This is a genomic window from Lapillicoccus sp. (genome assembly GCF_046595215.1).
In the GTDB taxonomy this organism is placed as follows: domain Bacteria; phylum Actinomycetota; class Actinomycetes; order Actinomycetales; family Dermatophilaceae; genus Lapillicoccus.
The window spans coordinates 1-26506 of the sequence record NZ_JBKJPP010000102.1 but is presented as its reverse complement, the minus strand read 5'-3'; the positions used below and the strand labels follow the sequence as shown (position 1 = coordinate 26506).

Sequence of the window (26506 nt, the reverse complement as noted above, 5' to 3'; positions counted from 1 at the left end):
GCCATCATCGACAAGCTGCTCCGCATCGGCGAGGGCAAGATCCTGCGAGAGCTCGAAGCCATCGTCAAGGCGGTCAACGCCATCGAGGACGACTTCGTCTCGATGACCGACGCCGAGCTGCGTGGCATGACCGCCGAGTTCCGGACCCGCCTCGACGCGGGCGAGAGCCTCGACGACATCATGCCCGAGGCCTTCGCCACGGTGCGCGAAGCGGCCAAGCGGGTCCTGGGCCTGCGCCCCTTCGACGTACAGATCATGGGTGCGGCCGCGCTGCACCTGGGCAACATCGCGGAGATGAAGACCGGTGAGGGCAAGACCCTCGTCGCGACGCTGCCGTGCTACCTCAACGCGCTCTCGGGCAAGGGCGTGCACGTCGTCACGGTCAACGACTACCTCGCGGAGTACCAGGCCGAGCTGATGGGCCGCGTCCACCGCGCCCTCGGCCTCGAGACCGGCGTCATCCTCGCGTCGATGACGCCCGAGCAGCGCCGTGGCGAGTACGCCAAGGACATCACCTACGGCACCAACAACGAGTTCGGCTTCGACTACCTGCGCGACAACATGGCCTGGTCGACCGACGAGCTGGTGCAGCGTGGCCACAACTTCGCCGTCGTCGACGAGGTCGACTCGATCCTCATCGACGAGGCCCGCACCCCGCTGATCATCTCGGGCCCGGCCGACCAGGCCACCAAGTGGTACGTCGAGTTCGCCAAGATCGCGCAGAAGCTGACCCGCGGCGAGCTCGAGTCCGGGGAGGGCGACTACGAGGTCGACGAGAAGAAGCGCACCATCGGCGTCCTCGAGGCCGGCATCGAGAAGGTCGAGGACATCCTCGGCATCGAGAACCTCTACGAGTCCGTCAACACCCCGCTCATCGGCTACCTCAACAACTCCATCAAGGCGAAGGAGCTGTTCAAACGGGACAAGGACTACGTCAACATGGACGGCGAGATCCTCATCGTCGACGAGCACACCGGCCGGATGCTCGCCGGCAGGCGCTACAACGAGGGGATGCACCAGGCGATCGAGGCCAAGGAGGGCGTCGAGATCCAGAACGAGAACCAGACCCTCGCGACGATCACCCTGCAGAACTACTTCCGGATGTACGGCACGCTCTCCGGGATGACCGGCACCGCCCAGACCGAAGCCGCCGAGCTGAACTCCATCTACAAGCTGGGGGTCGTGTCGATCCCGACGAACATGCCGATGGTCCGGATGGACCAGGCCGACCTCGTCTACCGCACCGAGGAGGCGAAGTACAACGCCGTCGTCGAGGACATCGCCGAGCGCAACGCCAAGGGCCAGCCGGTGCTCGTGGGCACGGTGAGCGTCGAGAAGAGCGAGTACCTCGCGCAGCAGCTGCGCAATCACGGGATCACGCACGAGGTCCTCAATGCGAAGCAGCACGCGCGGGAAGCCTCCATCGTGGCCGAGGCCGGTCGCAAGGCCGCGGTGACCGTCGCGACGAACATGGCCGGTCGAGGCACCGACATCATGCTCGGCGGCAACCCGGAGTTCCGGGCCGTCGAGGCGCTGCGGTCCCGGGGGCTGGACCCAGAGGACACCCCCGAGGAGTACGAGGCCGCGTGGGAGGCTGCCTTCGCGGCAGCCGAGCTGGCCGTCCAGACCGAGCACGACGAGGTCAAGGAGCTCGGCGGCCTCTACGTCCTGGGCACCGAGCGCCACGAGTCGCGCCGCATCGACAACCAGCTGCGCGGTCGGTCGGGCCGTCAGGGCGACCCCGGTGAGTCCCGGTTCTACCTCTCGCTCCAGGACGACCTCATGCGCCTGTTCAACGCCGCGATGGTCGACCGGTTCATGACGACGGCCCGGATGGAGGATGCCGTCCCGATCGAGTCCAAGATGGTCTCCCGCTCGATCCAGAGCGCGCAGAGCCAGGTCGAGGGGCAGAACTACGAGATCCGCAAGAACGTCCTCAAGTACGACGACGTCCTCAACCGGCAGCGCCAGGTCATCTATGACGAGCGCCGTCGCGTCCTCGAGGGTGAGGACATGGAGGAGCAGATCCGGCTCTTCGTCAACGACGTGATCAGCAGCTACGTCGGCTCCGCGACGTCGGACGGGTATGCCGGGGACTGGGATCTCGACCAGCTCTGGACCGCGATGAAGACCCTCTACCCCGTCTCGCTGTCCATCGAGGACCTCGAGGAGCAGGCCGGCGGTCGGGGCAACATCACCGCCGAGATGCTCCGCGAACAGCTCATGTCCGACGCCCACCACGCCTACGACACCCGGGAGGAGGTGCTTGGCTCGGAGGTCATGCGCGAGGTCGAACGACGCGTCGTCATGTCGGTCCTGGACCGCAAGTGGCGCGAGCACCTCTATGAGATGGACTACCTGCAGGAGGGCATCGGCCTGCGCGCCATGGCCCAGCGCGACCCGCTCGTGGAATACCAGCGGGAGGGCTTCCTGCTCTTCGAGGCGATGATGGAGGGCATCAAGGAGGAGTCGGTCGGCTACCTCTTCAACGTCGAGGTGGAGGTCAACCCGCAGGCCGCCGCCCCGGTGGTGCAGCCGATGTCGGTGAGCGATCTCGTCGGTGGCCTGTCCACGGCCGCACAGGACGACCCGGTTGGCGAGCCCCAGGACCGGCCCGCCACGCAGGCTGCCCCGGTGATCTCGGCCAAGGGTCTGGAGGGGCCGTCCGCGAAGCGGCTGCACTACTCGGCCCCCAGCGACGACGGCTCGGTCAGCGAGCGGGACGTCGACGCTGCCGATGACGGGTCCGAGGACGAGGGCAACCGGTCGCAGAAGCGCGCCTCCAAGAAGGCGCGTCGCCGGGGCAAGTGACCCGGGAGGGAGCGACCTCGGACCGGTGACACGGAGCGCGCGATCGGGCCCCGGCGGGGTCAGCCGACCGTCAGGTCGGTGACGATCCAGCGGCCGTCCAGGCCGGTCATCCGCATCGCCATGGCGCGGACGCGGTCGTGGTGCACGACGACGACGCACGCCTCTACGACGCCGTCCGCGGGCTCGCAGATGCGCACCCGTCGCACGACCGCCCGTCGCGCCGACGACTGGCCGCGCCGGGCCGCGACGAGGGACCGGCGGGCGAGCACGGCATACACCTCGGGGGTGGTCCACCGCAGGACCTGCGGGGCCGGGCGCGAGCCCGCCATGACCTCGACAAGCGCCTGGGCGAGCTGCACGGTGAACGCGTGCGGGTCGGGCAGGTCGAGCGAACGGGTGCGTTGGTGCTCGAAGTAGCGGTCGTCGTCCGGGGTGAAGTCGACGGCGAGCGCGTCCTGGATGTAGGGCGTGCGGGTCGTCATGACCTCGTCGATGCTGATGACGGGCGGGGCGGTGGGGGGCAGGGGGACCACACGCAGACGGGCCGGTTCGAGGGACATCAGCGATCCTTGGCGGCGGGCGGGACGAGCCGCTGGCCGGGCTGGATGCGGTCCGGGTCCAGTCCGATGAGCTCGTGGTTGACGGCGTGCCACCGGGGCCACTCGTGGGCGATCTCGGCCGAGGTTGCTCCGGGTCCGAGGTGACGGGCGGCGATGTGCCACAGCGTGTCTCCACGGCGGACGACCACGTCCCCTCCGGCCTTCGTGCCGGTCTGGGGATGCTGCCCCAGGGGGCCGAGGGAGGAGACCGCGGCCGGTGCGGTGGGGGCTGGCGCGGCGTGTGCCGCGATGCCGGGCGCGGTGGGGCCGCTGGCCACTGCCGGGCGCGCAGGGGTGGTGCTGCGGAATCCTGGGTCGGGCGCGGTGACCGACAGGCCCGCTGACGTGCGGGCCCCCGGCACCGGGTCCCCCGCAGCCAGCGCCGAGCCGGGGACCACCGCGAGGGTCAGGGCCGTCCCGAGCAGCAGCGCGACGGCGCGACGCACGGCGGCGGGGGCCAGTCGACGCGCCAGGGCGTCGAACGCCGCGCCGAAGGCGCCGGGCAGCGACGCCAGAGCTGCGACGACGACACCGAGACCGAGCCACGCCGTGAGCAACGCCCCGGCCGACACCATGCCCAGGATGAGGAGGTCGGCGGCCGAGTCGGGGGCGGGGCCATCGATCCGGGCCCACGTGGACGCGGCAAGGACGGTGAAAAGGGACGTGACCGCGCCGGAGACGACCAGTGCGCCGACGGCCACGGCGAGGGATCTGATCGTGCTCGTGAGGCGGGTCCGCTGCTGACGGGTGACGGGTGATCCTGTCGAGCTCATGAGCGCTGCCTCCGGGTTCGATGCCGACGTGAACAGTTGCATCAAACCATGTTTGACACTGTTTGCCAACGTTTGATGTCTAACGACGTGATGGGGGTGCTGTCCTTAGACTTTGGACCGGCAGCCATCTCCAGGAAGGACCGCCCGATGCGTTGGGAACGTCTCTTCGACGACCTCGAGGCCCAGCTCGTGGCCGACGGCCGGCGCGAGCTCGATGCCGAGGTCGCGGACAGGACGCGCCGGGAGCGGGCGCTGCTCGGGTTGCACGAGCGGCTCACGGCGACCATCGGCGGCCGGGCGATCTCCGTGCGGGTGGCCGGGGTGGGTGTCGTGACCGGACGCGCCACCGGCGTCGGTCCCGACTGGCTCCTGCTCGAGGAGCGCCCGGACCTGCCCGTGCTCGTGCCTTTCGGCGCGATCCGCGTCGTGACCGGTCTGCTCGGGGCGGAGCAGACCGGTGCCGTGGCCAAGGGATTCACCCTCGGCGCGGCGCTGCGGGCGATCAGCCGTGACCGTGCGGTGGTGGAGCTCGTCGACGTCGACGGCGCCTCCCTCTGGGGCACGATCGACGCGGTGGGCCAGGACGCGCTGGATGTCGCGGAGCACCCGGCCGACCTCCCGCGGCGTGCCGAGCACGTCGTGGCCTGCCGGACCCTCCCCTTCGCGGCCCTTGCGCTCGTGCGGCGGCGCTGACCACCGCGGCCCCGAATGGGCACGGACGCGGATGACCCGGCGGCGATGACCGGAGCCTCTGGAGCGCGGTCAGCAGTAACCCGGACGCGGGGTGGTTCACGCGAGGACCGGGGAGGTCACCGCCGCGCGACCTTGGCGTAGAGAGCCCGCGGCGCCCCGGACCAGCGCCAGAGCTTGGTCGACCTCACTGCGGCGAGCTCGGCCACAGCGGCATCGCGCTCGGCCACAGCAGCATCCCGCTGCGCCACGGCCGCGTCTCTCGCGGCCCGGGTGCGGTCCACGTCGGTGTGCATCGCGGCGCCCTGGTGCGCCAGCTCCTGCGCGAGATGCTCGGCGTTCGCATGCTCTGCGCCGGCGTGCTCGGCCTGGAGCGCGGCGACCTCGTGCTCGAGCTCCCCGAACAGCGAGTCGACGCTGCGGGCATGACTCACGGTGACCGTGAGGTCCCGGTCTCGAGGGTCGAACGACACCGCGATCAGCCCGTCACCGGAATAGGACTCGGGCACGCTGTGCTCGGCAATGACGTGAGCGCCGGAGTCGGCGAGCAGCCTCAGCGCCTTCTGGTGAGTCAGCGGGTCGCCGGAGATCGCGCGGTGGTGCGTCGACACGATCAGGAAGCGGACCCGGCCAGCAGCGAGGTCGCTCCTGGCGCGGTCGAGCAGCACCGTCTCGAACCCTTGGATGTCGGCCAGGACGAGATCGACATGGTCCAGGTCGTGGTCGCGCATCAGTGAGGCGAGGTCGTGCTGAGCGACCTGGTGGCGCTGCCCGTCACTCTCGGCGACGAACTCGAGGCTCTCGCCCGGTTGCCCTCCCACTGCTCCGTGCACGAAGGTCACCCGGTCCGTGAGGTCGTTGAGGGCGGCGTTGCGCCGCCCCACCTCGAGATAGGCCGGGTCGGGTTCGAGCCCGACAGCCCTCGCTTGGACAAGCTCGGTGCAGAACCACAGACCGTAGAAGGTCCAGTGGCTCCCGAACTCGATCATCGTCGGCTGCCCGGGGGCGTCGGCGCGAAGGCGCTCCACGATGCGGGCGAAGACAAGCTCCTCCTGCGGCTCGTGGTGGCCGCGCAGTGTCCGGATGATCTCCGCCATCCACGCACCGAAGTAGCCGCCCTCCTCGACGAGCAGTCCGTGGTGCATCACCTGGACGCGGTGCCCGTTGACCTCCCGCACCTCCCCGGCGCCCTCGACCCCTCGGCAGGTCGTCCGCGTCGGTGCACGACACGGTTGTGGCCATCCGCCGGGCGATGGCGGGGTCGAATCCGTCGAGCCGGACGGTGCGTCGCTCCATGAGACCGTCCTGACGTGGGGGAAGTCTTGTGGAAGAGCGTCGTGGAGGCGACCGGCGCGATCTCCCGGAGGGCCATCTCGACGGCGACCGGTCCGGACACGCCCGGCCTCCCTTCTCGCAGGAGCCCGACGGCGGACCGGACGAGGACTACTCGCTGCCCTCGGAGCCGTTCGCGCCGAATGGATGGGCGGCGACGAACTCCTTGGTCTCCGAGTACATCCGCTGGATGTAGGTCTCGAGCTCGGAGGTCTCGACACGCCACTGTCCGCGCCCCCCGACCTTGATCGCCGGGAGCTCACCCGACCGGACCAGGGCATAAGCCTGCGCCGAGGAGATGTTGAGGACTTCGGAGACTTCAGCGAGCTGAAGGAAGCGTTGGGTCGCCATGCTGGGGATGATTCCTCACGGTCGGACGCGGCGGGTGGCATCGATGGTTAGAACGTCTGTTGCAGTTCTTTACTGTTTCTTTACCATAGGGGATTGGGGAGGGATGTGTCAGTAGTTTCCCACATGGAGCTCACGGGTTCCCAGTTCGTCCACAGCCCTGTGCATGCGTGTGACACGCTGTCGAAGGGTCGGCCATGATGAGTTCTGCAGTGGTGGTCGCGGCACACGTGCGGGCCAATAGGTCCGGAGGGGGACGACATGGGCGAGTTGCCGACACCGACGGCCAAGCGGCTGCAGCGGCCTTCGTGGAGGGACTCCCGGCTGCTCGTCGGCGTCATCCTCGTGCTGCTCGCAACGGCTCTGGGAGCCAAGGTCATCGCCGGTGCTGACGACACGGTGGCGATGTATGCCGCCGCACAGACGCTCAAGCCGGGGGACCGCCTCACGGTGGACAACCTCGTCCGCGTCGACATCCAGCTGGGTGACCGCGGCGCGGTCTACCTCTCGGCACTCACCGGTCTGGCTCCTGATCGTTTCGCCCTGCGGGAGATCCCGCGCGGTGAGCTCGTCCCCGTGGGCGCGGTCGGTGGCCAGAGCGAGGTCGGCGTGCAGCCCGTGACGATCTCGGTGGACGCCAACTCCACGACCGCCCTCAGGGTGGGCTCGGTCGTGGACGTGTGGGTGAGCGAGCGCGACCTGTCGACGACCCAGGAGCGCTATCTCGATGCCAGGCTGACGCTCGAGCGGGTCAGTGTCGGGGCGGTTCCCTCCGACCAGGGTCGGTTCGGGGCCGCCGCGTCGACGGCCGCGGTGCAGGTCCTCGTGCCGCGGGCGCAGGTGCAGGCCGTCATCGCCGCGAGCGACAAGCGGTCCCGATTCACGCTCGTGCCGATCCCCGGATCGTCTGGCGGGTCATGACGGCGGTCCTGACGGCCGTGGGACGGTGGGACAGCCAGCTCGCCACGGCGCTCGAAGCGTCCAACCAGGTGCGGATCGCGCGCCGGTGTGCGGACCTGGCGGATCTCCTGGCCACCGCCGCGGCCGGTCTCGGGGCGGCGGCCGTCGTGTCCGACGACCTGCGCGGACTCGACCTCTCAGCCGTGGCGGCCCTGCGGGCCTCGGGCCTGCACGTCGTGGGGGTGAGCGCCCCCGGCGACGAGGGCTCCGAGCGCCACCTGCGGCAGCTGGGCATCACGACGGTCGTCGCGGCTGGGTCGCCGCTGGCCGTCCTGGAGGCAGCCCTCCTCGAGCCGTCCAGTGCCACGCAGGTTCTCGATCGCGCCGGCCTGCCTCCGGACCCGTTCACCGAGGGCCCGGAGGCCGCGGCGCACACGATGCTCCACGGGCCGGACGACGACGAGCGCCACCCCCCGGGCCGGGTCGTCGCCGTCTGGGGCCCGACGGGAGCACCCGGCCGGACCACCGTCGCGGTCGCCATCGCCTCCGAGCTCGCCGGCCTCGGCGTCTCGACCGTGCTCGTCGACGCGGACACCTACGGCGGGTCGGTGGCGCAGGCGCTGTCCCTGCTCGACGAGGCCCCCGGTCTCGCCGCCGCCGCCCGGGCGGCCGACCAGGGCACCCTCGACCTGCCGACCCTGGCCCGACTCTCCCCGCAGGTGACCCGGGGGATGCGGGTCATCACCGGCATCCCCAAGGCCGAGCGGTGGCCAGAGATCCGCCCGGCGGCCCTGGAGCGGGTGATCGAGCTCGCGCGGTCCCTGGCCGAGGTCGTCGTGGTCGACTGCGGCTTCAACCTCGAGGACGACGAGGAGCTCAGCTACGACACCCGGGCCCCGCGCCGCAACGCGGCCACGCTGACGACGCTCTCCGTCGCCGATGACCTCCTCGCGGTCGGCTCCTGCGACCCCGTGGGTCTGCAGCGCCTCGTGCGGGGGCTGCAGGAGCTGGGAACGGTGCCCTCGCCCCCGCCGAGGGTGGTCGTCAACCGGGTCAGGTCCAGCTCGGTGGGTTCGCGTCCCGAGAGCAGGGTCTCGGACGCCCTCGCCCGCTTCGCCGGGGTCGAGCAGGTCGACTTCGTGCCCGACGACCCCCAGGCGCTCGACGACGCCGCGCGCGAGGGGCGCGCCCTCTGCGAGTGTGCTCCGGGCTCGCCCGCCCGGGTCGCCCTGCGGGCGCTCGCCGCCTCCGTCGCCGGCGTCCCGGTCAGGGCGGCCCGCCGGTCGCGCCGCTGACGTCGCCGGGGCCGACGACGGCCCGCGCCGCCCTGTCGGCGCAGGCCTGCTGGACCCGGCGCGGTCGCGTCGGGTGTCGCCGCTACGCGTTCCCCGAGGTGGACGTCCGCGTGATGCGTCAGGTCAGCCGGCGAAGAGCAGCGACAGCCCGCCGACGGTGTAAAGGACCATCAGCACCATCAACGGCAGCTGGCCCACGACGGCGTGCCGGCGGTCGACCAGGTGGAGGGCGTGCTCGTGGGCGACGACGAGACCGAGGACGTGCCCGGTGACGATCGCGCCGGCCTGGACGACGGCGACGACGGTCGGGGCGATGAGGGCCTGGTTGGGGGTGAGACCCCCCGTGCCCAGCCAGTCGGCGCCCGTCCCGAGGGGGTCGCTGAGCAGCCGCAGCGTGATCTGCCCCTGATAGACCAGCAACGACCAGTAGTGGGCGACGAGGTAGCCCGCCGCGATCGGGATGAGCGACGGGGCCAGCCGGGCGGCGAACCCGCGGGGGGAGACGCGGGCCAGGGACGCCGACAGTGCTGCGGCCGCGTGCATCGCCCCGGCGACGAGCAGGCACACGCCGACGAGCGTGAGCGACCGGAACAGGCCGGGCGCGCTGGAGGACTGGACCCACGCGGCATACCGGATGTCGCCGGAGAGGCTGTCGTATGCCGTGCCGCCGAGCATCACCGCGGTCGTGGCCAGCAGCCCACGCCCCCCGTCGAGCAGGCTTGCGCCGTGGACGGGCGTGCGCAGGACGAGCCGCCCGTCGGGCCGGCGCCCAAGGGGGGAGAGCCGGCCGTAGAGGTGGGACAGCACCTCGAAGGGGTCGCCCTGCCGGAACCAGGCCCGCCCGAGGACGAGCGAGCCGATGACGCTGACGAGGACGAAGAACCCGACGGCGAGGCGCATCACGGGTTGGCTCGTGCGGTCGTCGGCAATGAGCTCGAGCCAGGTGAAGGCGAGCAGCAGCGCCGCGGCCGGCCAGTGGCCGACCGTCAGGTCGGTGAGGGTGAAGTCGGGGGAGATCCGCGCCACTCGGCTCAGTCCGCGGTGCAGCCACCGGAGGGGGTTGAGCACCACCCAGACCGGCCCGAGCAGCATCGACAGGGCAGGCATCCCGACCCACAACCAGACGTAGACGACGGAGGGGACGGGATTGTTCGCGTCGTCGCGGCCCGCGACGAGGGCGAGGAGCACCCAGGCAGTGAGCAGGAACGACAGCATCGTGGCGACGCCGCGGGTCCACCGGGAGTCGAGGACGTCCTGTATGCCGTGCGGCAGGGCCCAGCCGTCGTCCTCGCGTAGGCGCGGCTCGCGCCACAGCACGCCGAGGGCCACGAACGAGGCCAGCAGGGCCAGGGCGGCCCCGATGACGAGCGCCGCGAAGGGCAGCGGCAGGTCCTGGCGGCTGCCGACCCCGTGGGCCGGCGCCACCAGGACGGCGAGGTCAGCGAACGGCAACGGTCAGCAACGTCAGGCCGGACTCGTGGGTCTCGACCTCGAAGAGGCCGGTCTGCGTGCCGGTCAGGGTCAGGGTGGTCGGTCGGCCCGCAGGCAGGTCCTGCTCGACCTCGAAGCCGTGGGCGTGGACCCGGTCGGTGCGGTCGCTGGTGACGACGATGGTGAGCGTCTCCCCGACGGCGAGGTCGACCCGGGCGGGGGCCGGATCGACCGACGTGCCAGTGACCTGCACCCGGATGGTCCGTCCGGCAGCCGTGGTGCTGGGCGGGGTGGTCGTGCTGGCCGCGCCCGTGGTGCCGGGCGGGGTGGTCGTGCTGGCCGCGCCCGTGGTGCTGGGCGGGGTGATCGTGCTCGCCGGGCCCGAGCAGGCGGTGAGGGCTGCCGCGAGCGCGAGGCACCCGGCATACCCGGCCGTCCTCGTGCGGAGGCGACGGAGTGGTGAGCTTCGGGACAGATCGGACACACGAGGAGTCTAGGCAGGCCGGTCTGACACGATGAGGCCGTGTCCGACCGGATGAGCTCCCTGGATGCGTCGTTCCTCTACCTCGAGGAGGCGACGACGGTCATGCACGTCGGGTCGGTCATGGTCTTCGAGCCCGGTCCGACCGGGTTCGACTACGAGCGGCTGGTGGCCCTCATCTCCCGGCGGATCGCCCATCTGCCGCGCTACCGGCAGAAGATCCGCGAGGTCCCGGGGCGCCTGGCCAACCCCGTGTGGGTGGACGACGAGAGGTTCGACCTCAGCTACCACGTGCGCCGTTCGGCGCTGCCGAAGCCCGGCGCCGACGAGCAGCTCGAGGACTTCGTCGCCCGCATCCAGCCGCGCCCGCTCGACCGCCGCCGCCCGCTCTGGGAGGCCTACCTCGTCGAGGGCCTCGAGCACGGCCGGTTCGCCATCATCACCAAGACCCACCACGCCCTCGTCGACGGCGTCAACACCCTCGACATCGCCCAGCTGCTCGTCAAGGGCGAGCCGGGCGATGGCGAGGAGGTGGTGGACACCTGGCGTCCAGACCGCGAGCCGAGCGACCTCGAGCTGATCGGCGGAGCAGTCACCGACGCGATCTTCATGCCGGGTCAGGTCGTCGACTCGGTGCGTGAGGGGTTGGGCGAGGTCAGGGACGTCGGCAGCCGGGTCCTCAGCGGCCTCGGCTCCCTCGTGACGACGCTCGCCCGTGGCGCAGCCCGACCTGCTCCGGTGTCGCCGCTCAACGCCGAGATCGGGATGGCGCGCCGGTTCGTCATGGTCGGGACGGACCTCGATGACTACCGCACGGTCCGCACCCGGCTCGCCCGCGGGGCCTACGCCGACGACGTGTCGATCAACGACGTCGTCCTCGCCACTGTCGCGGGGGCCTTCCGCTCCTGGCTGCTCACCCGGGGCGAGCCGGTCCACGCCAGCTCCGTCGTGCGGGCCATGGTCCCGGTGAGTGTCGAGGCCGGGGAGGGCGCCCCGGGGCTGACCCAGCTCACCGCCTGCTTCGTCGACCTCCCCGTCGGGGAGCCGGGCGCCTCGATGCGCCTGCACCAGATCGCCTTCTCGATGCGCCAACAGGTAGAGAACGGCCAGGCGGTCGGGGCCGAGCGCCTCGTCGGGCTCGCGGGGTTCGCCCCGCCGACGCTGCACTCCCTCGGTGCGAGACTGGGCAACGCCATGGCGCGGCGACTCTTCAACGTCATCATCACCAACGTCCCGGGGCCGCAGAGCACCCTGTATGCCGGCGACGCGTCGATGCTGTCGACCTACCCGGTCATCCCGCTGGCCCGTGGGCAGGCGTTGGCCATCGGGCTGACGTCCTACGACGGGGGGGTCTACTTCGGCCTTAACGCCGACCGCAACGCCATGCCCGACATCGAGGTGCTGGGTCAGAGCATCATCGACTCGCTCGCCGAGCTCGCGGCCGGGCGGGACTCGGCGCGATGACGCGACGGGGGCTCGTGCTGGGCGGGGGCGGCGTCCTCGGTGCCGCGTGGACGATCGGTGCCCTGAGCGCCCTCGAGGACCGGCTCGGTGTCGAGGTCTCCTCGTTCGACGAGCTGATCGGGACGTCCGCCGGCTCGGTCCTGTGCACCCTGCTCGCGGCAGGCGTCACGGTCTCCGACCTGCGCACGCACCAGCTCGAGGGACACGTCGACACCGGCGCGCTCGCGGGCTTCGCCTGGGACTACGACGAGGCGACCGGTGGCGACCGCCCGCCGGCACCGAAGGCCGGATTCGGCTCTCCGCTGTTGCTGCGCAAAGGGATTCGCGAGCTGAGACAGTTGCCGCCGACGGCGGTGCTCGCCGCGCTGATGCCCGAGGGGCGGGGCCGGCTCGACAGCGTCGGGGCGATGATCCGCCACGTCGTCCCGTCCGGGTGGGTCGCACGCCACGGCCTGACGGTGGTCGCGTTCGACTACGACGCGGGGGCGCGCGTCCCGTTCGGTCGGGAGGGGGCGCCCCGGACGGACGTGGCCGACGCGGTGATGGCGTCGTGCGCGATCCCCGGGTGGTACTCGCCCGTGCGGATCGAGGGCCGCCGCTACATCGACGGCGGCACGTGGTCGTCGACGAACCTCGACCTCATGGTCGGTCTCGGTCTCGACGAGGTCTACGTCCTGGCCCCGCAGGTCTCCTTCGACCTCGACCAGCCGGGCCCCATCGCCAGCAGGATCGAGCGGCAGTGGCGGGCCCGCGTGACGGCCCGGGCCCTGCGCGAGACGGCGATCGTGCACGCCGACGGGGTCGAGGTGACGGTCATCGGTCCGGGGAGCGAGGACCTCCGGGCGATCGGTGCCAACATGATGGACGTCAGCCGTCGCCCGACGGTGATCGCGACGTCCCTCAGGACGTCGCTCGCCGCGCTCGCCGACCCCGCTACGCTGCCGGAGATCACCAGGATCGAGGCCATCGAGGCGAGCGACGAGTTCGAACCCACCGAGCTCTGAGCCATGAGTCGTCGGCTATGAGCAGTGAGGCAACCAGCATGCGCCAGACCCGGATCTATGTGCCCCTCTCCCCGGCCGCGCTGCGTCGCCTCGCCGCGCAGCGGTCTCTGGGGGGCTCCGACCTCGCGGCCTTCGCCGTGACCCAGCAGCTCGAGCGCGCCCACCCCGGGTTGGACGCGGAGGCTCTTGAGTACCAGGCGCTCTGCGACGCGGCCGACGCGGCCATCGTGCTCCGGGCGCAGCTCGGGGACCGGCGCGTGGTCGCCGCTGCGGACGTCGAGCCGGAGTCGGTGGCGGCGCCCCACGTCCCGGAGCACCGGCCTTCCCAGATCCGCGTCACCGAGGCCGTGCCCCTGGGCCGGGTCGTGTCGTTCCACGTCGACGAGTCGGGCTCGGTGGTCGAGGGCGGCGCGGAGCCGGACCTGCTCTGGTACGACGCGACGGAGCTCGACACGGTCCTCGACCTGTTCCGCTGACCCTCCCGGGCCCCGAGGTCCACGCAGGAAGGATCGGGTGCCCTCAGATCGGGCGGCGAAGCAGTGGCGGCAAGAACCCGGCGCCCCCCACGCCCCGGGTGGCCATGACGTCGCCCGGGTTCGAGATGGCGCACCGCCTGAGCGAGAGGCACCCGCAGCCGATGCAGGAGTCGAGGCCGTCCCGAAGCCGCTCCAGGGCCTGGATCTGCTCGTCGAGCCGCCCACGCCAGTCGCGTGAGATCCGTTGCCAGTCGGCCTTCGTCGGCGTGCGGCCCAGGGGGAGCAGGTCGAGCTCGGATCGGACCTCCTCGAGACCGAGCCCGATGTTGCGGGCCGCCTTGATGAAGGCGAGCCGTCGCAGCACCTGACGGTGGTAGCGCCGCTGGTTGCCTGCGGTGCGCTCGGAGGAGATCAGGCCCTCCGTCTCGTAGTAGCGCAGGGCCGACGCGGCAAAGCCGCTCCGCCCGGCGACCTCGGAGACGGTGAGGAGGTCGGTTTCCTTCATCCGAACATCCTACTTGACTTCATGCTGACTTCAACTTGAACAATGGGGTGACTCCCATCGAAAGGACCATCATGAAGACCGCACTCGTCACCGGGGCCTCCGTCGGTCTCGGCCGTGCCCTGGCCCGGGCCCTGGCTCGACGGGGATGGCACCTCGTCGTCGACGCCCGCCACGCCGGACCCCTGCGCGCCGTCGTCGAGGAGCTCAGCCGCGTCACCGAGGTGGAGGCCCTCGTCGGCGACATCACGGACGCCGCGCACCGCGCACAGCTCGCCGAGCTCGTCGGCGACGGCAGCCTGGACCTGCTCGTCCACAACGCGAGCACGCTCGGGCCGGGCGGTCTCACGCCGCTGGCGTTGCTTCACGCCGCAGCGCTGCGGGACATCCTCGAGACGAATCTTGTCGCCCCGGCCGACCTGACCCGCCAGCTCCTCGGGGCGCTGGGCCGCGCCCGGGGGACCGTGCTGTCGATCTCCTCCGACGCCGCGGTCGAGCACTACGAGACGTGGGGCGGCTACGGCGCGAGCAAGGCGGCACTGGACCACCTCGCCCTGACCCTGGCCGCCGAGCACCCCGACCTCGCCGTGTATGCCGTCGACCCCGGCGACATGCGCACGGCAATGCACCAGGCGGCCTTCCCTGGCGAGGACATCAGCGACCGGCCGGGGCCGGAGACCGTGGTTGACCCGATCCTGCGGCTCCTCGACGAACGGCCACCGAGCGGGCGGTTCCGGGCCAGCGACCTCGCCGTCATCGGGGTGGCCCGATGACGACGCTGACCTCACCCCACACCCGGTTCGAGCTGCCGGACGCGCTGACCGCGCACGCCCCACCCGAGGACCGCGGTCTGCGACGGGACGGCGTGCGCCTGCTCGTGGCGTCGCCGGAGGGCATCGTCCACTCGACGTTCGCGCACCTGGCGGACCACCTGGAGCCCGGCGACCTCGTCGTCGTCAACACCTCCGCGACGAGGCCGGCCGAGGTCGACGCCGTCGCGGCCGACGGCACCGAGCGGGTGCTGCACCTGGCGACCCCGCTCGGATCGGACGCCTGGGTCGTCGAGGTCCGCACCGCCCCGGACGGCGAGCGAGCGGTGCTCGACCACTGCCCGGGGGACGCCCTCCGCCTCGGTGGTGGGATCACGGTGACGCTTGTCCGGCCGTTGGCCGACGCACCGGCATCCCCCACCGGAAAGGGAAACCGGCTATGGGTGGCCGAGATCAGTGACCGTCAGGGCCTCGAGCGCCGACTCGCGGAGGTCGGGCGCCCCATCGCCTACGGATACCTCAGCAGGCGGCTCCCATTGGCCGACTACCAGACCGTCTTCGGCCGCCATCCCGGCAGCGCCGAGATGCCGAGCGCGGGGCGACCGTTCACTGCAGAGGTCGTCCTCGACCTGGTCACCCGTGGGGTCGGCGTGGCGCCGGTCCTGCTGCATACCGGCGTCTCCTCCCAGGAGGCCGGCGAGCCACCCCAGCCGGAGCGTTTCCACGTCCCCCAGAGCACGGCCGACCTCGTCAACGCGACGAGGGCCGCCGGCCGCAGGGTCATCGCGGTCGGCACGACGGTGACCCGGGCCCTCGAGTCGGCGGTCACCGACGACGGGTCAGCCACGGCTGCGTTCGGCTGGACGGACCTGGTCCTCGGGCCGGAGCACCCGCCGCGGCTCGTCACGGGACTGGTCACGGGCTGGCACGACCCGGCAGCGTCGCACCTGCACCTCGTCGAGTCCGTCGCCGGTCCGGAGCTGACCCAGCAGGCGTATGACGCGGCGGTCGGAGGTGGCTACCTCTGGCACGAGTTCGGCGACTCGTCCCTGCTCATTCCGTAGCCGTCCCCAGGACCCAGCCACGCGGCATACCGATCGCGAGGCAATGCCCTACGGCACATATCTGGCCCTGGGCGAGACCATGCACCACGAGGACGACGACGGGGAACCTCACCTGCATCCGCCTTCCAGATGCCACGTCGTCATCGCCCGCCGCCTCACCCGCCTGCTCGAGGATGCCGTCCCCGCTACCTGCGAAGTGCTGCCGGGGTTCGGGTGGCGCATGAGGGTGCGGTCCGACTTCGAGCCGGAGATCATGGTCCCTGAGCGCGGCGCTCCCCGCCCCGACCTCCTGCGTGTCGCTCCCCTACTGGTCGTGGACGTCACCTCACCGTCCACCAAGGGCGATGACTGGGGCCGCAAGACGGCGCTCCATGCCGAGGGCGGTCTGCTCGGGTACTGGATCGTTGAGCCTGACGTGGACACGCTGACGGCGCTTCACGATGGCGGGTCGTTCCAGGTCGTCCGTCGCATCGACGGCGGATCCGTGACCTTGTCGGCACCGTTCGCCGTCGAACTTGATACAGCAGGCATCTTTACCAGTTGATCGGAAGCCTGGCAGACCCCCCATGTCGCGATCGTCCGGCGTTTGGTGCTCGAGAGCGCGGCAGGCCCGCCGACACCTTCGAGGTGCGCCGCAACCAGGTCATCGACAACGCCTGGCAGCACAACCGCAACCCCCTCATCGACCACCCGGAGTGGGTCGGCGCGATCTGGCCGTGACGCGCCCGGTGAGCCATGGGTCGACGACCGCGTGGAAGGCGTCGGTCGCGTCCTGACGCACGTAGTGTCCGGCACCGGTGAGCACGACGACCTCGATCTCCGGGTTGCTGATGTCCTGCACTGCTTTTCGCGTCTCTGGTCCCACGAGGACGCCGGTGTCGCCCGTGACGACGAGGGTCGGGACCACGATCTTCGGGACGTGCTCCGTCCACGGCGTGCTGGGCCGGCCTGCGCCAGTGGCGATGTAGGCGAGGTCGAGCTGGGCCTTGGCCTCGATCCAGGCCACCCGCTCGTCCTCGGGCCAGAGCGGCTCCCGCTCCCGCAGGGCGACGAGCTCGGCCTGCGGATCGCAGACGTATGCCGTGATGAGGCGCACCCGCTCGGCCCCCACGTCAGCTCGGGCACCGAGGACAGGCGGACTGTCCCACGGAGGATCGATGAGGACGAGCGCGTCGACGAGCTCTGGATGCTCGGCACACGCCGCGGTGAGGGCGGCTCCGCCGAGGCTGTGACCGACGGCGACGAGGGGGGTTCCCGGGCCCGCCTGTGCGCGCAGTTCGCGAAGGGCCGCGACGGTATCGGCGACGAAGACGTCTCCGGGTTCGTCGAGCTGGTCCGGCGTGAATCGTGGTGAGGCCCCGTGGCCTCGTGCATCCACGGCGAGCACGTGGTGCTCCGTTGACCACCGCCGGGCGGCGTCGGGCCAGCACCCACCCGAGTCCCCGTTGCCGTGCATCAGCACGAGCATGGGCCCGTGTCCCGGCCCACCGAGGTCGTGGACTGCGAGCCGCGCAACCGTCCGCACTGTCATGCGGGACCGCGCCGATCGTCGTGAAGGTGGCTTCCCGGCATACATGCCACGATAGGGGCACCGAAAACACCCCCAGGCGCAGGAGAACCCCGCATGGACGCCGTCACCCAGGTCCCCACCCCCGTCAACGAGACGGTGCTCGACTACGCGCCGGGAAGTCCCGAGCGGGCCGAGCTCGAGGTGGCGCTGGTGCAGCTCGGCAACGGACCCGTCGAGCTGCCGCACACCATCGGCGGCAAGCGGGTCATGGGCGGCGGCAAGAAGGTCGCCGTGCGCCAGCCGCACGCGCACCGCAAGGTCCTCGGCACCCTCAAGAACGCGACGCTTGCCGACTCCAGGGCCGCGGTCGAGGCCGCCAAGGCGGCGGCCCCCGGGTGGCGCGAGCTGTCCTTCGACGACCGCGCCGCCATCCTGCTCAAGGCCGCCGAGCTGCTCTCCGGTCCGTGGCGCGCCCGGCTCAACGCGGCGACGATGCTCGGCCAGAGCAAGACCTGCTACCAGGCCGAGATCGACGCGGCGTGCGAGCTGATCGACTTCTGGCGGATCAACGTCCACTTCGCGCGCCAGATCCTCGCCGAGCAGCCACCGCTGAACAGCAAGGGCATCTGGAACCGCACGGACTACCGCTCGCTCGAGGGTTTCGTCTACGCGGTCACGCCGTTCAACTTCACCGCCATCGCCGGCAACCTCCCGACCGCGCCGGCCCTGATGGGCAACACCGTCGTCTGGAAGCCCTCGCCGACACAACAGTTCGCTGCCCAGGTCACCATGGAGCTGCTCGAGGAGGCCGGCCTGCCGCCGGGCGTCATCAATCTCGTCACCGGCGACGGCCTCAACGTCTCCAAGGTCGCCCTCGCGGACCCCGACCTCGCCGGCATCCATTTCACCGGCTCGACGCCGACCTTCCAGCACCTGTGGCAGGAGGTCGGGGCAAACCTCACGCGCTACCGCACCTATCCGCGTCTCGTCGGCGAGACCGGGGGCAAGGACTTCATCCTGGCCCACCCCTCCGCCGATCCCGACGTGCTGCGCACCGCGATGATCCGCGGCGCGTTCGAGTACCAGGGCCAGAAGTGCTCGGCCGCGTCCCGCGCCTACGTCCCGGCCTCGCTGTGGCGTCAGATCCGCGACGACGTCGCCTCGCTCACCGACGGTCTGTCGCAAGGTGACGTCACGGACTTCTCGAACTTCATGGGCGCCGTCATCGACGACCGGTCGTTCGCGAGGAACGCGGCCGCGATCGACCGCGCCAGGCGGGCACCGAAGGTCACGGTGATTGCCGGTGGCAGCTACGACGACGCCGAGGGCTACTTCGTGCGCCCGACGGTGCTCGAGATCCCGGACGCGAGCGACGAGTCGTTCCGGACCGAGTACTTCGGCCCGATCCTGTCGGTCCACGTCTTCCCGGACGCGCGCTACGACGCGGTGCTCGAGCAGATGGAGTCGTTCGCGCCCTACGCGCTGACCGGTTCGATCATCGCCCGCGACCGGGTCGCCATCGCCGACGCGACGACGAGACTACGGTTCGCGGCCGGCAACTTCTACGTCAACGACAAGCCGACCGGGGCCGTCGTCGGGCAGCAGCCGTTCGGTGGCGGACGGGCCTCGGGGACGAACGACAAGGCTGGCGCCGCACAGAACCTGTTGCGCTGGACCAGTGCCCGCTCGATCAAGGAGACGTTCGCCCCGCCGACGTCGCACGCCTACCCCCACATGGGCTGACCTGCCGGTCGGGCCGCCCCCAGGGGCCGGACGCCGATCAGGCCTTGAGCCACGCCGTCCCGGTCTGCTGCTCCTTGTCGATGGCCTTGATGATCGAGGGGGCAGCGGCCTTCTCGATCTTGCCGCCGATGAGCGGGATCTTGGCCTTGAGGTCGCCGTCGATCTCGATCCGGGTCCCGACTGCGGACGGGGCAAGCTTCATGGTGCCGTTCATGCTGATCGGGGCGTCACCGATGCTGAGCGAGATCGTGCCGGTGCGCGACCCGTCGACGGAGGCGCGGCTCCAGATGACCGTCTCGGTCACGGCGATCTTGGCCCCGATCATCGACTTGGCGAAGTCCGGGAAGTCGTCGGTCGGCAGGACCCTGCGCGTCACGATCTCGGTCTGGTCGCCCTTGGGCGTCACCGACTCCGTGTGCGAGATCGGGTGGGTCGCCTCGCACTTGGCAGCCTGGAACGCGGGGTCGGCGATCATGGCGAAGACCCGCTCAGGGGCAGCGGCATACTCGAAGGTCTCGGTGATCTTCATGCCGTCACCGTAGCGGCTCAGGTCTCCAGCCCAGCACGCGCAGCAGCGGCGGTGCGACCGAGCACGTCCCCCGACGCTGCCATGGTCCGCTGCACGGCGGCCCGGGCCCGACCGAGCTGACTGGCGAGGCGGTCGGCGCGCATCTGCAGCTCGGGCAACGCAGCCCGTCGGCGGGCCGCGGCGTCCGGCTGGGCCACCCCCCAGGGCTCGAGGATCCGCAGTCCCTCCATCTCGAGTCCCGCGTGTGCCACGTCGGCCTCGAGCCGGCGGGTCGACTCCGCGACCTGCGCCAGCTCCTGGGCGTAGTGCTGCAGGAGCGTGCCCGCTGCGTCGAGCTGCACGGCGATCGTGTCGAGGAGGTGGACCTCGCCGCCCGCGCGACGGCCCATGACCTCTGACGAGGCGGCCCTCGACCGGCCGGACAGCGCCGCGTCCAGGTCGCTTCGGACCGCGAGCAGTCGTGCTGCCTCCGAGCGCAGGGCCCCTCCGAGCTGAGAGCACGAGGCCGGGTCACCGGTCCTGCCGTCCATCACCGCACCCACCCCCTCAGGGCTGCGTCGTCGAGCTGCCCGAGGGTCTCGGCCACGGACTCGGCGAGGGCCCGCAGCGCGTTGCTCGCCTGCTCCACGAAGTCGTCGACCGCCCGTCCGGTGGCGTGGTCGCCGGTGTCGGGCACGTGGTCGAGCAGGGTCTCTGATGCCGCAGTCGCCACCTGCCGCACGTCAGCGAGCGCACGCTCCACGCCGCCGGCGCGACCCCTGCGAGCAGGCCCGGATGAGGTGGTCACCGCACCAGCCTAGGGGCGGCCCCGTGCTGGCCCGGAACTTCTCCACCGGCGGGGCGCGGCACGTGAAGGCGTCCAGCATGCGGACTGAGGGATAGGCTCGATCCGGCACTCGACGACGCGTGCCCACGAGCCCGACCAGGTGAGGATCGCCACCGCGCATGTCAGCGTCTCTCCAGCAGTCACGCTCCCAACGGCTCCACGCTGCAGCCGCGTTCGCGCAACGAGGCTCCGCCGACGCCGTCGAGGCGTTCCTGCGCCGGTACTACCGCCACGTCGCCACCGAGGACCTGCTGGCGCGTGAGCCGGGGGACCTCCTGGGCGCCGCGCTGGCCCAGGAGGACCTCGCCCGGCAGCGGGCCGTCGGCACCGTCAACGTCTCCGTCGTCAACCCGAGCATCGAGTCGGAGGGCTGGACGAGCGGTCACACGGTCGTCCAGGTAGTCACCGACGACATGCCCTTCCTCGTCGACTCGGTCACGGCAGAGCTGACTGTCCGCGACAGAGGTATCCACCTCGTCGTCCACCCCCAGCTCATCGTCCGTCGTGACGCGACGGGCGCCCTTGAGGAGGTCCTCGACGTCGACAAGGCGCCCGACGGCGAGTTCGGCGTGGCGACGGAGTCGTGGATGCACCTCGAGATCGACCGGGTCGGCTCCGAGGCCGAACGCGCCGAGGTGTCCAAGGGTCTCTGCCGGGTCCTCGGCAACGTCCGCGACGCCGTCGAGGACTGGGAGAAGATGCGGGACAACTGCGTCTCGATCGCCCAGTCCCTTCGGGACGACCCGCCTGCAGGGATCGCAGAGACGGAGACGTCCTCGACGGCCCGGTTCCTGCAGTGGCTCGCCGGCAACCACTTCACCTTCCTCGGCTACCGCGAGTACACCCTGCAGAAGGAGGGCGACGAGGACGTCCTGCAGGCGACACCGAGCACCGGCCTCGGCCTGCTGCGCTACGACCGACCCGTCTCCGAGGCGTTCGCCCGGATGACGCCGGCCGCGCAGGTCAAGGCCCGCGAGAAGCAGCTGCTCATCATCACCAAGGCCAACTCGCGGGCGACGGTGCACCGGTCGGTCTACCTCGACTACGTCGGCGTCAAGACCTTCGACGAGCAGGGCGAGGTGACGGGGGAGCGGCGCTTCCTGGGCCTCTTCGCCTCGAGCGCCTACACCGAGTCGATCCTCAACATCCCCATCCTGGACGACCGCGTCCGGGAGATCCTCGACAAGGCCGGCTTCACCCCGGACAGCCACTCGGGCAAGGACCTGCTCGAGGTGATGGAGAGCTATCCGCGCGACGAGCTCTTCCAGACCGCGCCCGATGAGCTGCTCGACATCACCCTCTCGGTGCTGCACCTGCAGGAGCGGCGCAGGACCCGGCTGTTCCTGCGCAAGGACGTCTACGGCCGGTTCATGTCCTGCCTCGTCTTCCTCCCCCGGGACCGCTACAACACCGCGGTCCGGCTCAAGATGGAGGCCATCCTCCGCCGGGCGTTCCACGCCTCCAGCGTCGACTTCACGACACGGGTGGCGGAGTCGACGCTGGCCCGGCTGCACTTCGTCGCCCGCGTCCCCCGGGGCACCTCGATCCCGGACGTCGACGCCGCCGCCCTCGAGCGCGACATCATCGACGCGACGCGCACCTGGGACGAGGACCTCGTGGAGGCCGCTCGTGCCGAGCAGGGCGAGGAGGCCGGCGCCCGGCTCATCGGCCTCTACGGCAAGGGACTTCCTGAGGCCTTCAAGGAGGACTTCCACCCCCGCGTCGCCGTCGCCGACCTGAGGCGGATGGAGTCCCTGGACGCCGAGGACTCGGTCGACCTCAACCTCTACCAGGAGCCGGGTGCCCCGGTCACCGAGCGACGCTTCAAGCTCTACCGGCGCGGCCCGCTCTCGTTGACCGCGATCCTTCCGCTCTTCACGCACCTGGGTGTCGAGGTGACCGACGAGCGCCCCTACGAGGTCAACCGGGCGGACGGCGTCACGGTGCACGTCTACGACTTCGGCCTGCGCGCTCCACAGTCCGACGACTGGGGCACGGGCAGCGACCGCGACGCCCGCCGGACCCTCGTGCAGGACGCGGTCCGCGCGGTCTGGCGCGGCGAGGCCGAGTCCGACGGGTTCAACGCCCTCGTCCTCGGCGCCGGGCTCACCTGGCGCCAGGTCGTCATCCTGCGCGCCGTCGCGAAGTACCTCCGCCAGACGCAGTCGACCTTCTCCCAGGACTATGTCGAGGCCGCGCTGGTCAGCAACGCGCCCATCGCGCGCCAGCTCGTCGACCTCTTCGAGACGCGCTTCGACCCGACCCGGTATGCCGGGCAGCCGGGTCAGGCGCGCGCGGGCGCCGAGCAGACGGTCGTCGACTCGATCCACCACGCGCTCGACTCGGTCAAGAGCCTCGACCACGACCGCATCGTCCGGGCCCTGCTCGGCGTCATCACCGCCGGGCTGCGGACCAACTACTTCCAGCAGGGGGCCGACGGCCGGGCCAAGCCCTGCCTCAGCCTCAAGCTCGACCCCAAGAAGGTGCCCGGCCTGCCCGCTCCGCGTCCGATGTTCGAGATCTGGGTCTACGGCCCGCGGATCGAGGGCGTGCACCTGCGCTTCGGCAAGGTGGCACGTGGCGGTCTGCGCTGGAGCGACCGTCGGGAGGACTTCCGCACCGAGGTCCTCGGGCTCGTGAAGGCCCAGATGGTCAAGAACGCGGTCATCGTCCCGACGGGGTCCAAGGGCGGGTTCTACGCCAAGCAGCTGCCCGACCCGTCCGTCGACCGGGACGCCTGGCTGGCCGAGGGCATCGAGGCCTACCGGCTCTTCATCTCCGGGCTCCTGGACCTGACCGACAACCTCGTCGCCGGAGCGGCGGTCCCGCCGTCGTCGGTGGTGCGCCATGACGAGGACGACACCTACCTCGTCGTCGCGGCCGACAAAGGCACGGCGACCTTCTCCGACATCGCGAACGCCATGGCGCGCGACTACGGCTACTGGCTCGACGACGCGTTCGCCTCCGGAGGTTCGGCCGGCTACGACCACAAGGCGATGGGCATCACGGCCCGCGGCGCCTGGGAGTCGGTCAAACGGCACTTCCGCGAGATGGGCGTCGACACCCAGACGCAGCAGTTCACCGTCGTCGGCGTGGGCGACATGAGCGGCGACGTCTTCGGCAACGGCATGCTCCTGTCCGGGCACATCCGGCTGGTGGCTGCCTTCGACCACCGCAGCATCTTCCTCGACCCGGATCCGGTGGCGGCCTCGTCGTTCGCGGAGCGACAGCGCCTGTTCGACCTCCCGCGCTCGTCGTGGGGCGACTACGACGCCTCACTCATCAGCGCCGGCGGCGGCATCTACGACCGGGGGGCGAAGTCGGTCCGGATCTCGCCGGAGGCCGCCGCGGCCCTCGGCATCGCGCGCGGGACCACCTCGATGACGCCGGCAGAGCTCATGAAGGCGATCCTGCTGGCGCCGGTCGACCTCCTCTGGAACGGCGGGATCGGCACCTATGTCAAGGCCTCGAGCGAGAGCAACGGCGAGATCGGCGACCGGGCCAACGACGCGATCCGCGTCAACGGCAAGGAGCTGCGGGCCCAGGTCGTCGGGGAGGGCGGCAACCTCGGGTGCAGCCAGCTCGGCCGGATCGAGGCCGCCTTCGCCGGGGTGCGGATCAACACCGACGCCATCGACAACTCGGCGGGTGTGGACACGAGCGACCACGAGGTCAACATCAAGATCCTCCTCACCGGGTTGACCCGGGAGGGCGACCTGACCCTCAAGCAGCGCAACGTGCTACTGGCGTCGATGACCGACGAGGTGGCCGCCCAGGTCCTGCGCGACAACTACGAGCAGAACGTCCTCCTCGGCAACGCCCGGGCCCAAGAGCACTCGATGATCCCTGTCCACCAGCGGCTCATCCGCTGGCTCGAGGAGCGCGGTGACCTCGACCGGACGCTCGAGTTCCTGCCCAGCGACGCCGAGATCGGCAAGCGCCACGACGACGGCCGCGGGCTGAAGTCACCGGAGTTCTCCGTCCTGGTCGCCTATGCCAAGCTCGCCCTCAAGGACGACCTGCTGCCGACCGCGCTGCCCGACGACGCGTGGTTCCAGCAGACGCTGACGGACTACTTCGCCGAGCCGATCCGCTCCACCTACGCGGCGGAGCTGACGTCGCACCCGCTGCGCCGCGAGATCATCACGAACGCGGTCGTCAACTCCATGGTCAACCGCGGCGGCATCACCTTCGCCTTCCGGGCGACCGAGGAGACCGGCGCCGGACCCGAGCTGATCGCCCGCGCCTTCGTCGTCTGCCGTGAGGTGTTCGACCTCGCCTCCTATGTCGCCGACGTCGAGGCGCTGGACGCCGTCGTCTCGACCGAGACCCAGACGGGGCTATACCTCGAGTTCCGCCGGCTGCTCGACCGCGCCGTCCGCTGGTTCCTCACCACCCGTCCGTCGGTCATCGACGTGGGCGCCGAGGTGGCGCGGTTCCGGACCCATGTGGCCGAGTTCGCACCCCAGATCCACGAGCTGCTCCAGGGCAGCGAGCGCACGCGCCTCGAGCAACGCACCCAGGAGTTCGAGAAGCTCGGCGCGCCGAAGGAGCTCGCCCTCAAGGCGGCCGGTCTGCTGGACCTCTTCTCGATGCTCGACGCGATCGAGATCGCCGAGGAGATGCAGGTGCCGGTCGCCGACGTCGTCGCCGTCTACTACTGTGCGTCCGAGCGGTTCGGCATCGACGAGATGCTCTCCAGGGTGAGCAAGCTGCCGCGCGACGACCGGTGGGATGCGTTGGCCCGCGGTGCCATGCGCGACGACCTGTATGCCGTGCTCGACTCACTGACCCGGTCGGTGCTCGCGACCAGCGACTCGGGAGGGTCCCCGTCGCGTCGGTTCGAGCAGTGGGCTGAGGCCAACAAGGACGCCCTGGACCGGGCGAAGACGGCGCTCGGAGGCATCGAACGTCTCGAGCACGCCGGCATCGCCGCCCTGTCCGTTGCACTGCGCACCCTGCGTGGGGTGCTCCGCAGCGGCGGACGGGCCGGCTGAGACGCGCACCCGGCGCAGCCCAGCCGGGGTGGGCGATTACGCTGCCGCTGTGCCCACGCTCGCCGAGATCCTCCACGAGCACCCCGAGTTGCGGCCGGCTGACATCGAGTGGCTGCACCAGCTCGTCGGTGACTGGCAGCTGATGTCCGACCTGTCCTTCGCGGACCTCGTGCTCTGGATCAGGGTGTCACCGGCGGAGTGGGAGGCGGTCGCGCACGTCCGGCCGACGACGGGTCAGATGGTCTTCTCCGAGGATCAGGTGGGCCTGACCTCGACGCGGGCCCGCGCCGAGCTCCTCGAGCAGGCCCTCACCGAGCGGCGGATCGTCCGGGAGCGCGACACCGAGTGGCGCGACGACCTCCCGGTGCGGGAGGAGTCCATCCCGGTCGTCCGTCTCGGCCGCGCGATCGCCGTGCTCACCCGGCATACGAACCTGTCGGTGATGCGCACGCCGAGCCGGCTGGAGCTGACCTACCTCGCCACCGCCGACGCCCTGGCGCGGATGGTCGCGGCAGGGGAGTTCCCGCACGCGTCCGCGCCGACGGGGCTGCGCCGGGGGGCGCCGCGGGTCGGAGACGGCGTGCTGCGCCTGGACTACGAGGGGATCATCAGCTATGCCAGCCCGAACGCCATCTCGGCGATCCACCGCTTGGGCTACGTCGGCGAGGTGACCGGCGGGTCCCTCTCGCAGATCGTGACCACGGTGGTGCTGCGCGACAGCTCCCCCGTCGACGAAGGGCTGCCGTTCGTCCTGACCGGGCGCCAGCCGTGGCGCACCGAGGTGGGCAACGGTGGCTCGGTCATCACGATGCGCGCGATCCCGCTCACCGAGGCGGGGCAGCGTGTCGGGGCGATCGTGCTGCTGCGCGATGTCAGCGAGCTGCGCCGACGCGAGCAGGAGCTGCTGACCAAGGACGCGACCATCCGCGAGATCCACCACCGGGTGAAGAACAACCTCCAG

24 protein-coding genes are annotated in these 26506 nt (G+C 71.0%); 13 read left to right on the top strand and 11 right to left on the bottom strand.

Annotated features, from left to right (window positions below; translation table 11 throughout):
• Positions 1-3: 3 nt before the first annotated feature.
• Positions 4-2811 (top strand): preprotein translocase subunit SecA, encoded by a 2808-nt coding sequence (secA, locus tag ACLL9L_RS08280; RefSeq protein WP_411284172.1) that lies wholly within the window; start codon positions 4-6, stop codon positions 2809-2811.
• A 59-nt stretch (positions 2812-2870) separates the two neighbouring features.
• Here the strand turns inward: secA and ACLL9L_RS08275 are convergent, their stop codons facing one another.
• Both ACLL9L_RS08275 and ACLL9L_RS08270 read right to left on the bottom strand, forming a co-directional pair.
• Positions 2871-3371, bottom strand: a complete 501-nt coding sequence (locus ACLL9L_RS08275) for an Rv3235 family protein (RefSeq protein WP_411284171.1) — start codon at positions 3369-3371, stop codon at positions 2871-2873.
• Positions 3371-4183, bottom strand: coding sequence for a LysM peptidoglycan-binding domain-containing protein (locus ACLL9L_RS08270; protein WP_411284170.1), 813 nt, complete (start codon positions 4181-4183; stop codon positions 3371-3373). The genes ACLL9L_RS08275 and ACLL9L_RS08270 overlap by 1 nt, the downstream gene beginning before the upstream one ends.
• Positions 4184-4330: 147 nt before the next feature.
• On the opposite strand from ACLL9L_RS08270, the gene ACLL9L_RS08265 reads away from it, so the two are divergent.
• Positions 4331-4876 (top strand): hypothetical protein, encoded by a 546-nt coding sequence (locus tag ACLL9L_RS08265; protein WP_411284169.1) that lies wholly within the window; start codon positions 4331-4333, stop codon positions 4874-4876.
• A gap of 116 nt (positions 4877-4992) precedes the next feature.
• On the opposite strand, the gene ACLL9L_RS08260 is transcribed toward ACLL9L_RS08265, so the two are convergent.
• Positions 4993-6051 carry an FkbM family methyltransferase gene (locus ACLL9L_RS08260; RefSeq protein ID WP_411284168.1) on the bottom strand — a complete coding sequence of 353 codons (1059 nt, stop codon included), beginning with the start codon at positions 6049-6051 and terminating at the stop codon, positions 4993-4995.
• 265 nt (positions 6052-6316) lie between these two features.
• The gene (locus ACLL9L_RS08255; protein ID WP_411284167.1) at positions 6317-6556 is read right to left on the bottom strand and encodes a helix-turn-helix domain-containing protein; all 240 of its coding nucleotides are present in this window, start codon (positions 6554-6556) and stop codon (positions 6317-6319) included.
• Between the two features lie 258 nt (positions 6557-6814).
• On the opposite strand from ACLL9L_RS08255, the gene ACLL9L_RS08250 reads away from it, so the two are divergent.
• Both ACLL9L_RS08250 and ACLL9L_RS08245 read left to right on the top strand, forming a co-directional pair.
• Positions 6815-7474 carry a hypothetical protein gene (locus ACLL9L_RS08250; protein WP_411284166.1) on the top strand — a complete coding sequence of 220 codons (660 nt, stop codon included), beginning with the start codon at positions 6815-6817 and terminating at the stop codon, positions 7472-7474.
• Positions 7471-8748 carry a CpaE family protein gene (locus ACLL9L_RS08245; RefSeq protein WP_411284165.1) on the top strand — a complete coding sequence of 426 codons (1278 nt, stop codon included), beginning with the start codon at positions 7471-7473 and terminating at the stop codon, positions 8746-8748. The genes ACLL9L_RS08250 and ACLL9L_RS08245 overlap by 4 nt, the downstream gene beginning before the upstream one ends.
• 123 nt (positions 8749-8871) lie before the next feature.
• Here ACLL9L_RS08245 and ACLL9L_RS08240 read toward each other — a convergent pair whose 3' ends face one another.
• Entirely contained in the window at positions 8872-10200 is a 1329-nt protein-coding gene (locus tag ACLL9L_RS08240) for a hypothetical protein (RefSeq protein ID WP_411284164.1), read from the bottom strand.
• Entirely contained in the window at positions 10187-10663 is a 477-nt protein-coding gene (locus ACLL9L_RS08235) for a hypothetical protein (RefSeq protein WP_411284163.1), read from the bottom strand. Before ACLL9L_RS08235 ends, ACLL9L_RS08240 begins: the two co-directional genes overlap by 14 nt.
• Positions 10664-10702: 39 nt before the next feature.
• On the opposite strand from ACLL9L_RS08235, the gene ACLL9L_RS08230 reads away from it, so the two are divergent.
• Genes ACLL9L_RS08230 through ACLL9L_RS08220 form a run of 3 tightly spaced genes read left to right on the top strand, consistent with a single transcriptional unit; the run spans position 10703 to position 13604 of the window.
• Positions 10703-12124, top strand: a complete 1422-nt coding sequence (locus tag ACLL9L_RS08230) for a WS/DGAT/MGAT family O-acyltransferase (RefSeq protein ID WP_411284162.1) — start codon at positions 10703-10705, stop codon at positions 12122-12124.
• Positions 12121-13128 carry a patatin-like phospholipase family protein gene (locus ACLL9L_RS08225; protein WP_411284161.1) on the top strand — a complete coding sequence of 336 codons (1008 nt, stop codon included), beginning with the start codon at positions 12121-12123 and terminating at the stop codon, positions 13126-13128. The genes ACLL9L_RS08230 and ACLL9L_RS08225 overlap by 4 nt, the downstream gene beginning before the upstream one ends.
• Positions 13129-13145: 17 nt before the next feature.
• On the top strand, positions 13146-13604 hold the full coding sequence (locus tag ACLL9L_RS08220) for a DUF6912 family protein (protein ID WP_411284160.1): 459 nt from the start codon (positions 13146-13148) through the stop codon (positions 13602-13604).
• Positions 13605-13647: 43 nt separating this feature from the next.
• On the opposite strand, the gene soxR is transcribed toward ACLL9L_RS08220, so the two are convergent.
• Positions 13648-14109: a redox-sensitive transcriptional activator SoxR gene (soxR, locus tag ACLL9L_RS08215; protein WP_411284159.1), complete on the bottom strand. Its 462-nt coding sequence runs from the start codon at positions 14107-14109 to the stop codon at positions 13648-13650.
• 71 nt (positions 14110-14180) lie between these two features.
• On the opposite strand from soxR, the gene ACLL9L_RS08210 reads away from it, so the two are divergent.
• The 3 genes from ACLL9L_RS08210 to ACLL9L_RS08200 are packed head-to-tail and all read left to right on the top strand — an operon-like array spanning position 14181 to position 16484.
• Positions 14181-14879 (top strand): SDR family NAD(P)-dependent oxidoreductase, encoded by a 699-nt coding sequence (locus ACLL9L_RS08210; protein WP_411284158.1) that lies wholly within the window; start codon positions 14181-14183, stop codon positions 14877-14879.
• The gene (locus ACLL9L_RS08205) at positions 14876-15940 is read left to right on the top strand and encodes an S-adenosylmethionine:tRNA ribosyltransferase-isomerase (RefSeq protein WP_411284157.1); all 1065 of its coding nucleotides are present in this window, start codon (positions 14876-14878) and stop codon (positions 15938-15940) included. Before ACLL9L_RS08210 ends, ACLL9L_RS08205 begins: the two co-directional genes overlap by 4 nt.
• A gap of 43 nt (positions 15941-15983) precedes the next feature.
• A complete protein-coding gene (locus ACLL9L_RS08200; RefSeq protein WP_411284156.1) occupies positions 15984-16484 on the top strand; it encodes a Uma2 family endonuclease in 501 nt (166 codons plus the stop codon).
• Between the two features lie 135 nt (positions 16485-16619).
• Here ACLL9L_RS08200 and ACLL9L_RS08195 read toward each other — a convergent pair whose 3' ends face one another.
• Positions 16620-17471 carry an alpha/beta fold hydrolase gene (locus ACLL9L_RS08195; RefSeq protein ID WP_411284155.1) on the bottom strand — a complete coding sequence of 284 codons (852 nt, stop codon included), beginning with the start codon at positions 17469-17471 and terminating at the stop codon, positions 16620-16622.
• A gap of 93 nt (positions 17472-17564) precedes the next feature.
• On the opposite strand from ACLL9L_RS08195, the gene pruA reads away from it, so the two are divergent.
• The gene (gene pruA, locus ACLL9L_RS08190) at positions 17565-19193 is read left to right on the top strand and encodes an L-glutamate gamma-semialdehyde dehydrogenase (protein ID WP_411284154.1); all 1629 of its coding nucleotides are present in this window, start codon (positions 17565-17567) and stop codon (positions 19191-19193) included.
• 37 nt (positions 19194-19230) lie between these two features.
• Here the strand turns inward: pruA and ACLL9L_RS08185 are convergent, their stop codons facing one another.
• Genes ACLL9L_RS08185 through ACLL9L_RS08175 form a run of 3 tightly spaced genes read right to left on the bottom strand, consistent with a single transcriptional unit; the run spans position 19231 to position 20509 of the window.
• A complete protein-coding gene (locus ACLL9L_RS08185; RefSeq protein ID WP_411284153.1) occupies positions 19231-19722 on the bottom strand; it encodes a DUF2505 domain-containing protein in 492 nt (163 codons plus the stop codon).
• A 17-nt stretch (positions 19723-19739) separates the two neighbouring features.
• Positions 19740-20252 carry a hypothetical protein gene (locus ACLL9L_RS08180; RefSeq protein ID WP_411284152.1) on the bottom strand — a complete coding sequence of 171 codons (513 nt, stop codon included), beginning with the start codon at positions 20250-20252 and terminating at the stop codon, positions 19740-19742.
• Positions 20252-20509 carry a hypothetical protein gene (locus tag ACLL9L_RS08175; RefSeq protein WP_411284151.1) on the bottom strand — a complete coding sequence of 86 codons (258 nt, stop codon included), beginning with the start codon at positions 20507-20509 and terminating at the stop codon, positions 20252-20254. The genes ACLL9L_RS08180 and ACLL9L_RS08175 overlap by 1 nt, the downstream gene beginning before the upstream one ends.
• Positions 20510-20667: 158 nt before the next feature.
• Here ACLL9L_RS08175 and ACLL9L_RS08170 point away from each other — a divergent pair, with 158 nt between their 5' ends.
• Together ACLL9L_RS08170 and ACLL9L_RS08165 are read left to right on the top strand one after the other, a co-directional pair.
• Positions 20668-25545 (top strand): NAD-glutamate dehydrogenase, encoded by a 4878-nt coding sequence (locus tag ACLL9L_RS08170; protein ID WP_411284150.1) that lies wholly within the window; start codon positions 20668-20670, stop codon positions 25543-25545.
• A 49-nt stretch (positions 25546-25594) separates the two neighbouring features.
• A partial coding sequence (locus tag ACLL9L_RS08165; protein ID WP_411284149.1) for a histidine kinase N-terminal domain-containing protein occupies positions 25595-26506 on the top strand: 912 nt, incomplete at its 3' end.

Excerpts from the sequence above, each read along its gene's own strand:
- ACLL9L_RS08275 (WP_411284171.1), bottom strand. The coding sequence starts at position 3,371 with ATGTCCCTCGAACCGGCCCGTCTGCGTGTGGTCCCCCTGCCCCCCACC.
- ACLL9L_RS08270 (WP_411284170.1), bottom strand. The coding sequence starts at position 4,183 with ATGAGCTCGACAGGATCACCCGTCACCCGTCAGCAGCGGACCCGCCTC.
- ACLL9L_RS08265 (WP_411284169.1), top strand. The coding sequence starts at position 4,331 with ATGCGTTGGGAACGTCTCTTCGACGACCTCGAGGCCCAGCTCGTGGCC.
- ACLL9L_RS08255 (WP_411284167.1), bottom strand. The coding sequence starts at position 6,556 with ATGGCGACCCAACGCTTCCTTCAGCTCGCTGAAGTCTCCGAAGTCCTC.
- ACLL9L_RS08250 (WP_411284166.1), top strand. The coding sequence starts at position 6,815 with ATGGGCGAGTTGCCGACACCGACGGCCAAGCGGCTGCAGCGGCCTTCG.
- ACLL9L_RS08245 (WP_411284165.1), top strand. The coding sequence starts at position 7,471 with ATGACGGCGGTCCTGACGGCCGTGGGACGGTGGGACAGCCAGCTCGCC.
- ACLL9L_RS08225 (WP_411284161.1), top strand. The coding sequence starts at position 12,121 with ATGACGCGACGGGGGCTCGTGCTGGGCGGGGGCGGCGTCCTCGGTGCC.
- ACLL9L_RS08220 (WP_411284160.1), top strand. The coding sequence starts at position 13,146 with ATGAGCAGTGAGGCAACCAGCATGCGCCAGACCCGGATCTATGTGCCC.
- soxR (WP_411284159.1), bottom strand. The coding sequence starts at position 14,109 with ATGAAGGAAACCGACCTCCTCACCGTCTCCGAGGTCGCCGGGCGGAGC.
- ACLL9L_RS08210 (WP_411284158.1), top strand. The coding sequence starts at position 14,181 with ATGAAGACCGCACTCGTCACCGGGGCCTCCGTCGGTCTCGGCCGTGCC.
- ACLL9L_RS08205 (WP_411284157.1), top strand. The coding sequence starts at position 14,876 with ATGACGACGCTGACCTCACCCCACACCCGGTTCGAGCTGCCGGACGCG.
- ACLL9L_RS08200 (WP_411284156.1), top strand. The coding sequence starts at position 15,984 with ATGCCCTACGGCACATATCTGGCCCTGGGCGAGACCATGCACCACGAG.
- ACLL9L_RS08195 (WP_411284155.1), bottom strand. The coding sequence starts at position 17,471 with ATGACAGTGCGGACGGTTGCGCGGCTCGCAGTCCACGACCTCGGTGGG.
- pruA (WP_411284154.1), top strand. The coding sequence starts at position 17,565 with ATGGACGCCGTCACCCAGGTCCCCACCCCCGTCAACGAGACGGTGCTC.
- ACLL9L_RS08185 (WP_411284153.1), bottom strand. The coding sequence starts at position 19,722 with ATGAAGATCACCGAGACCTTCGAGTATGCCGCTGCCCCTGAGCGGGTC.
- ACLL9L_RS08180 (WP_411284152.1), bottom strand. The coding sequence starts at position 20,252 with ATGGACGGCAGGACCGGTGACCCGGCCTCGTGCTCTCAGCTCGGAGGG.
- ACLL9L_RS08170 (WP_411284150.1), top strand. The coding sequence starts at position 20,668 with ATGTCAGCGTCTCTCCAGCAGTCACGCTCCCAACGGCTCCACGCTGCA.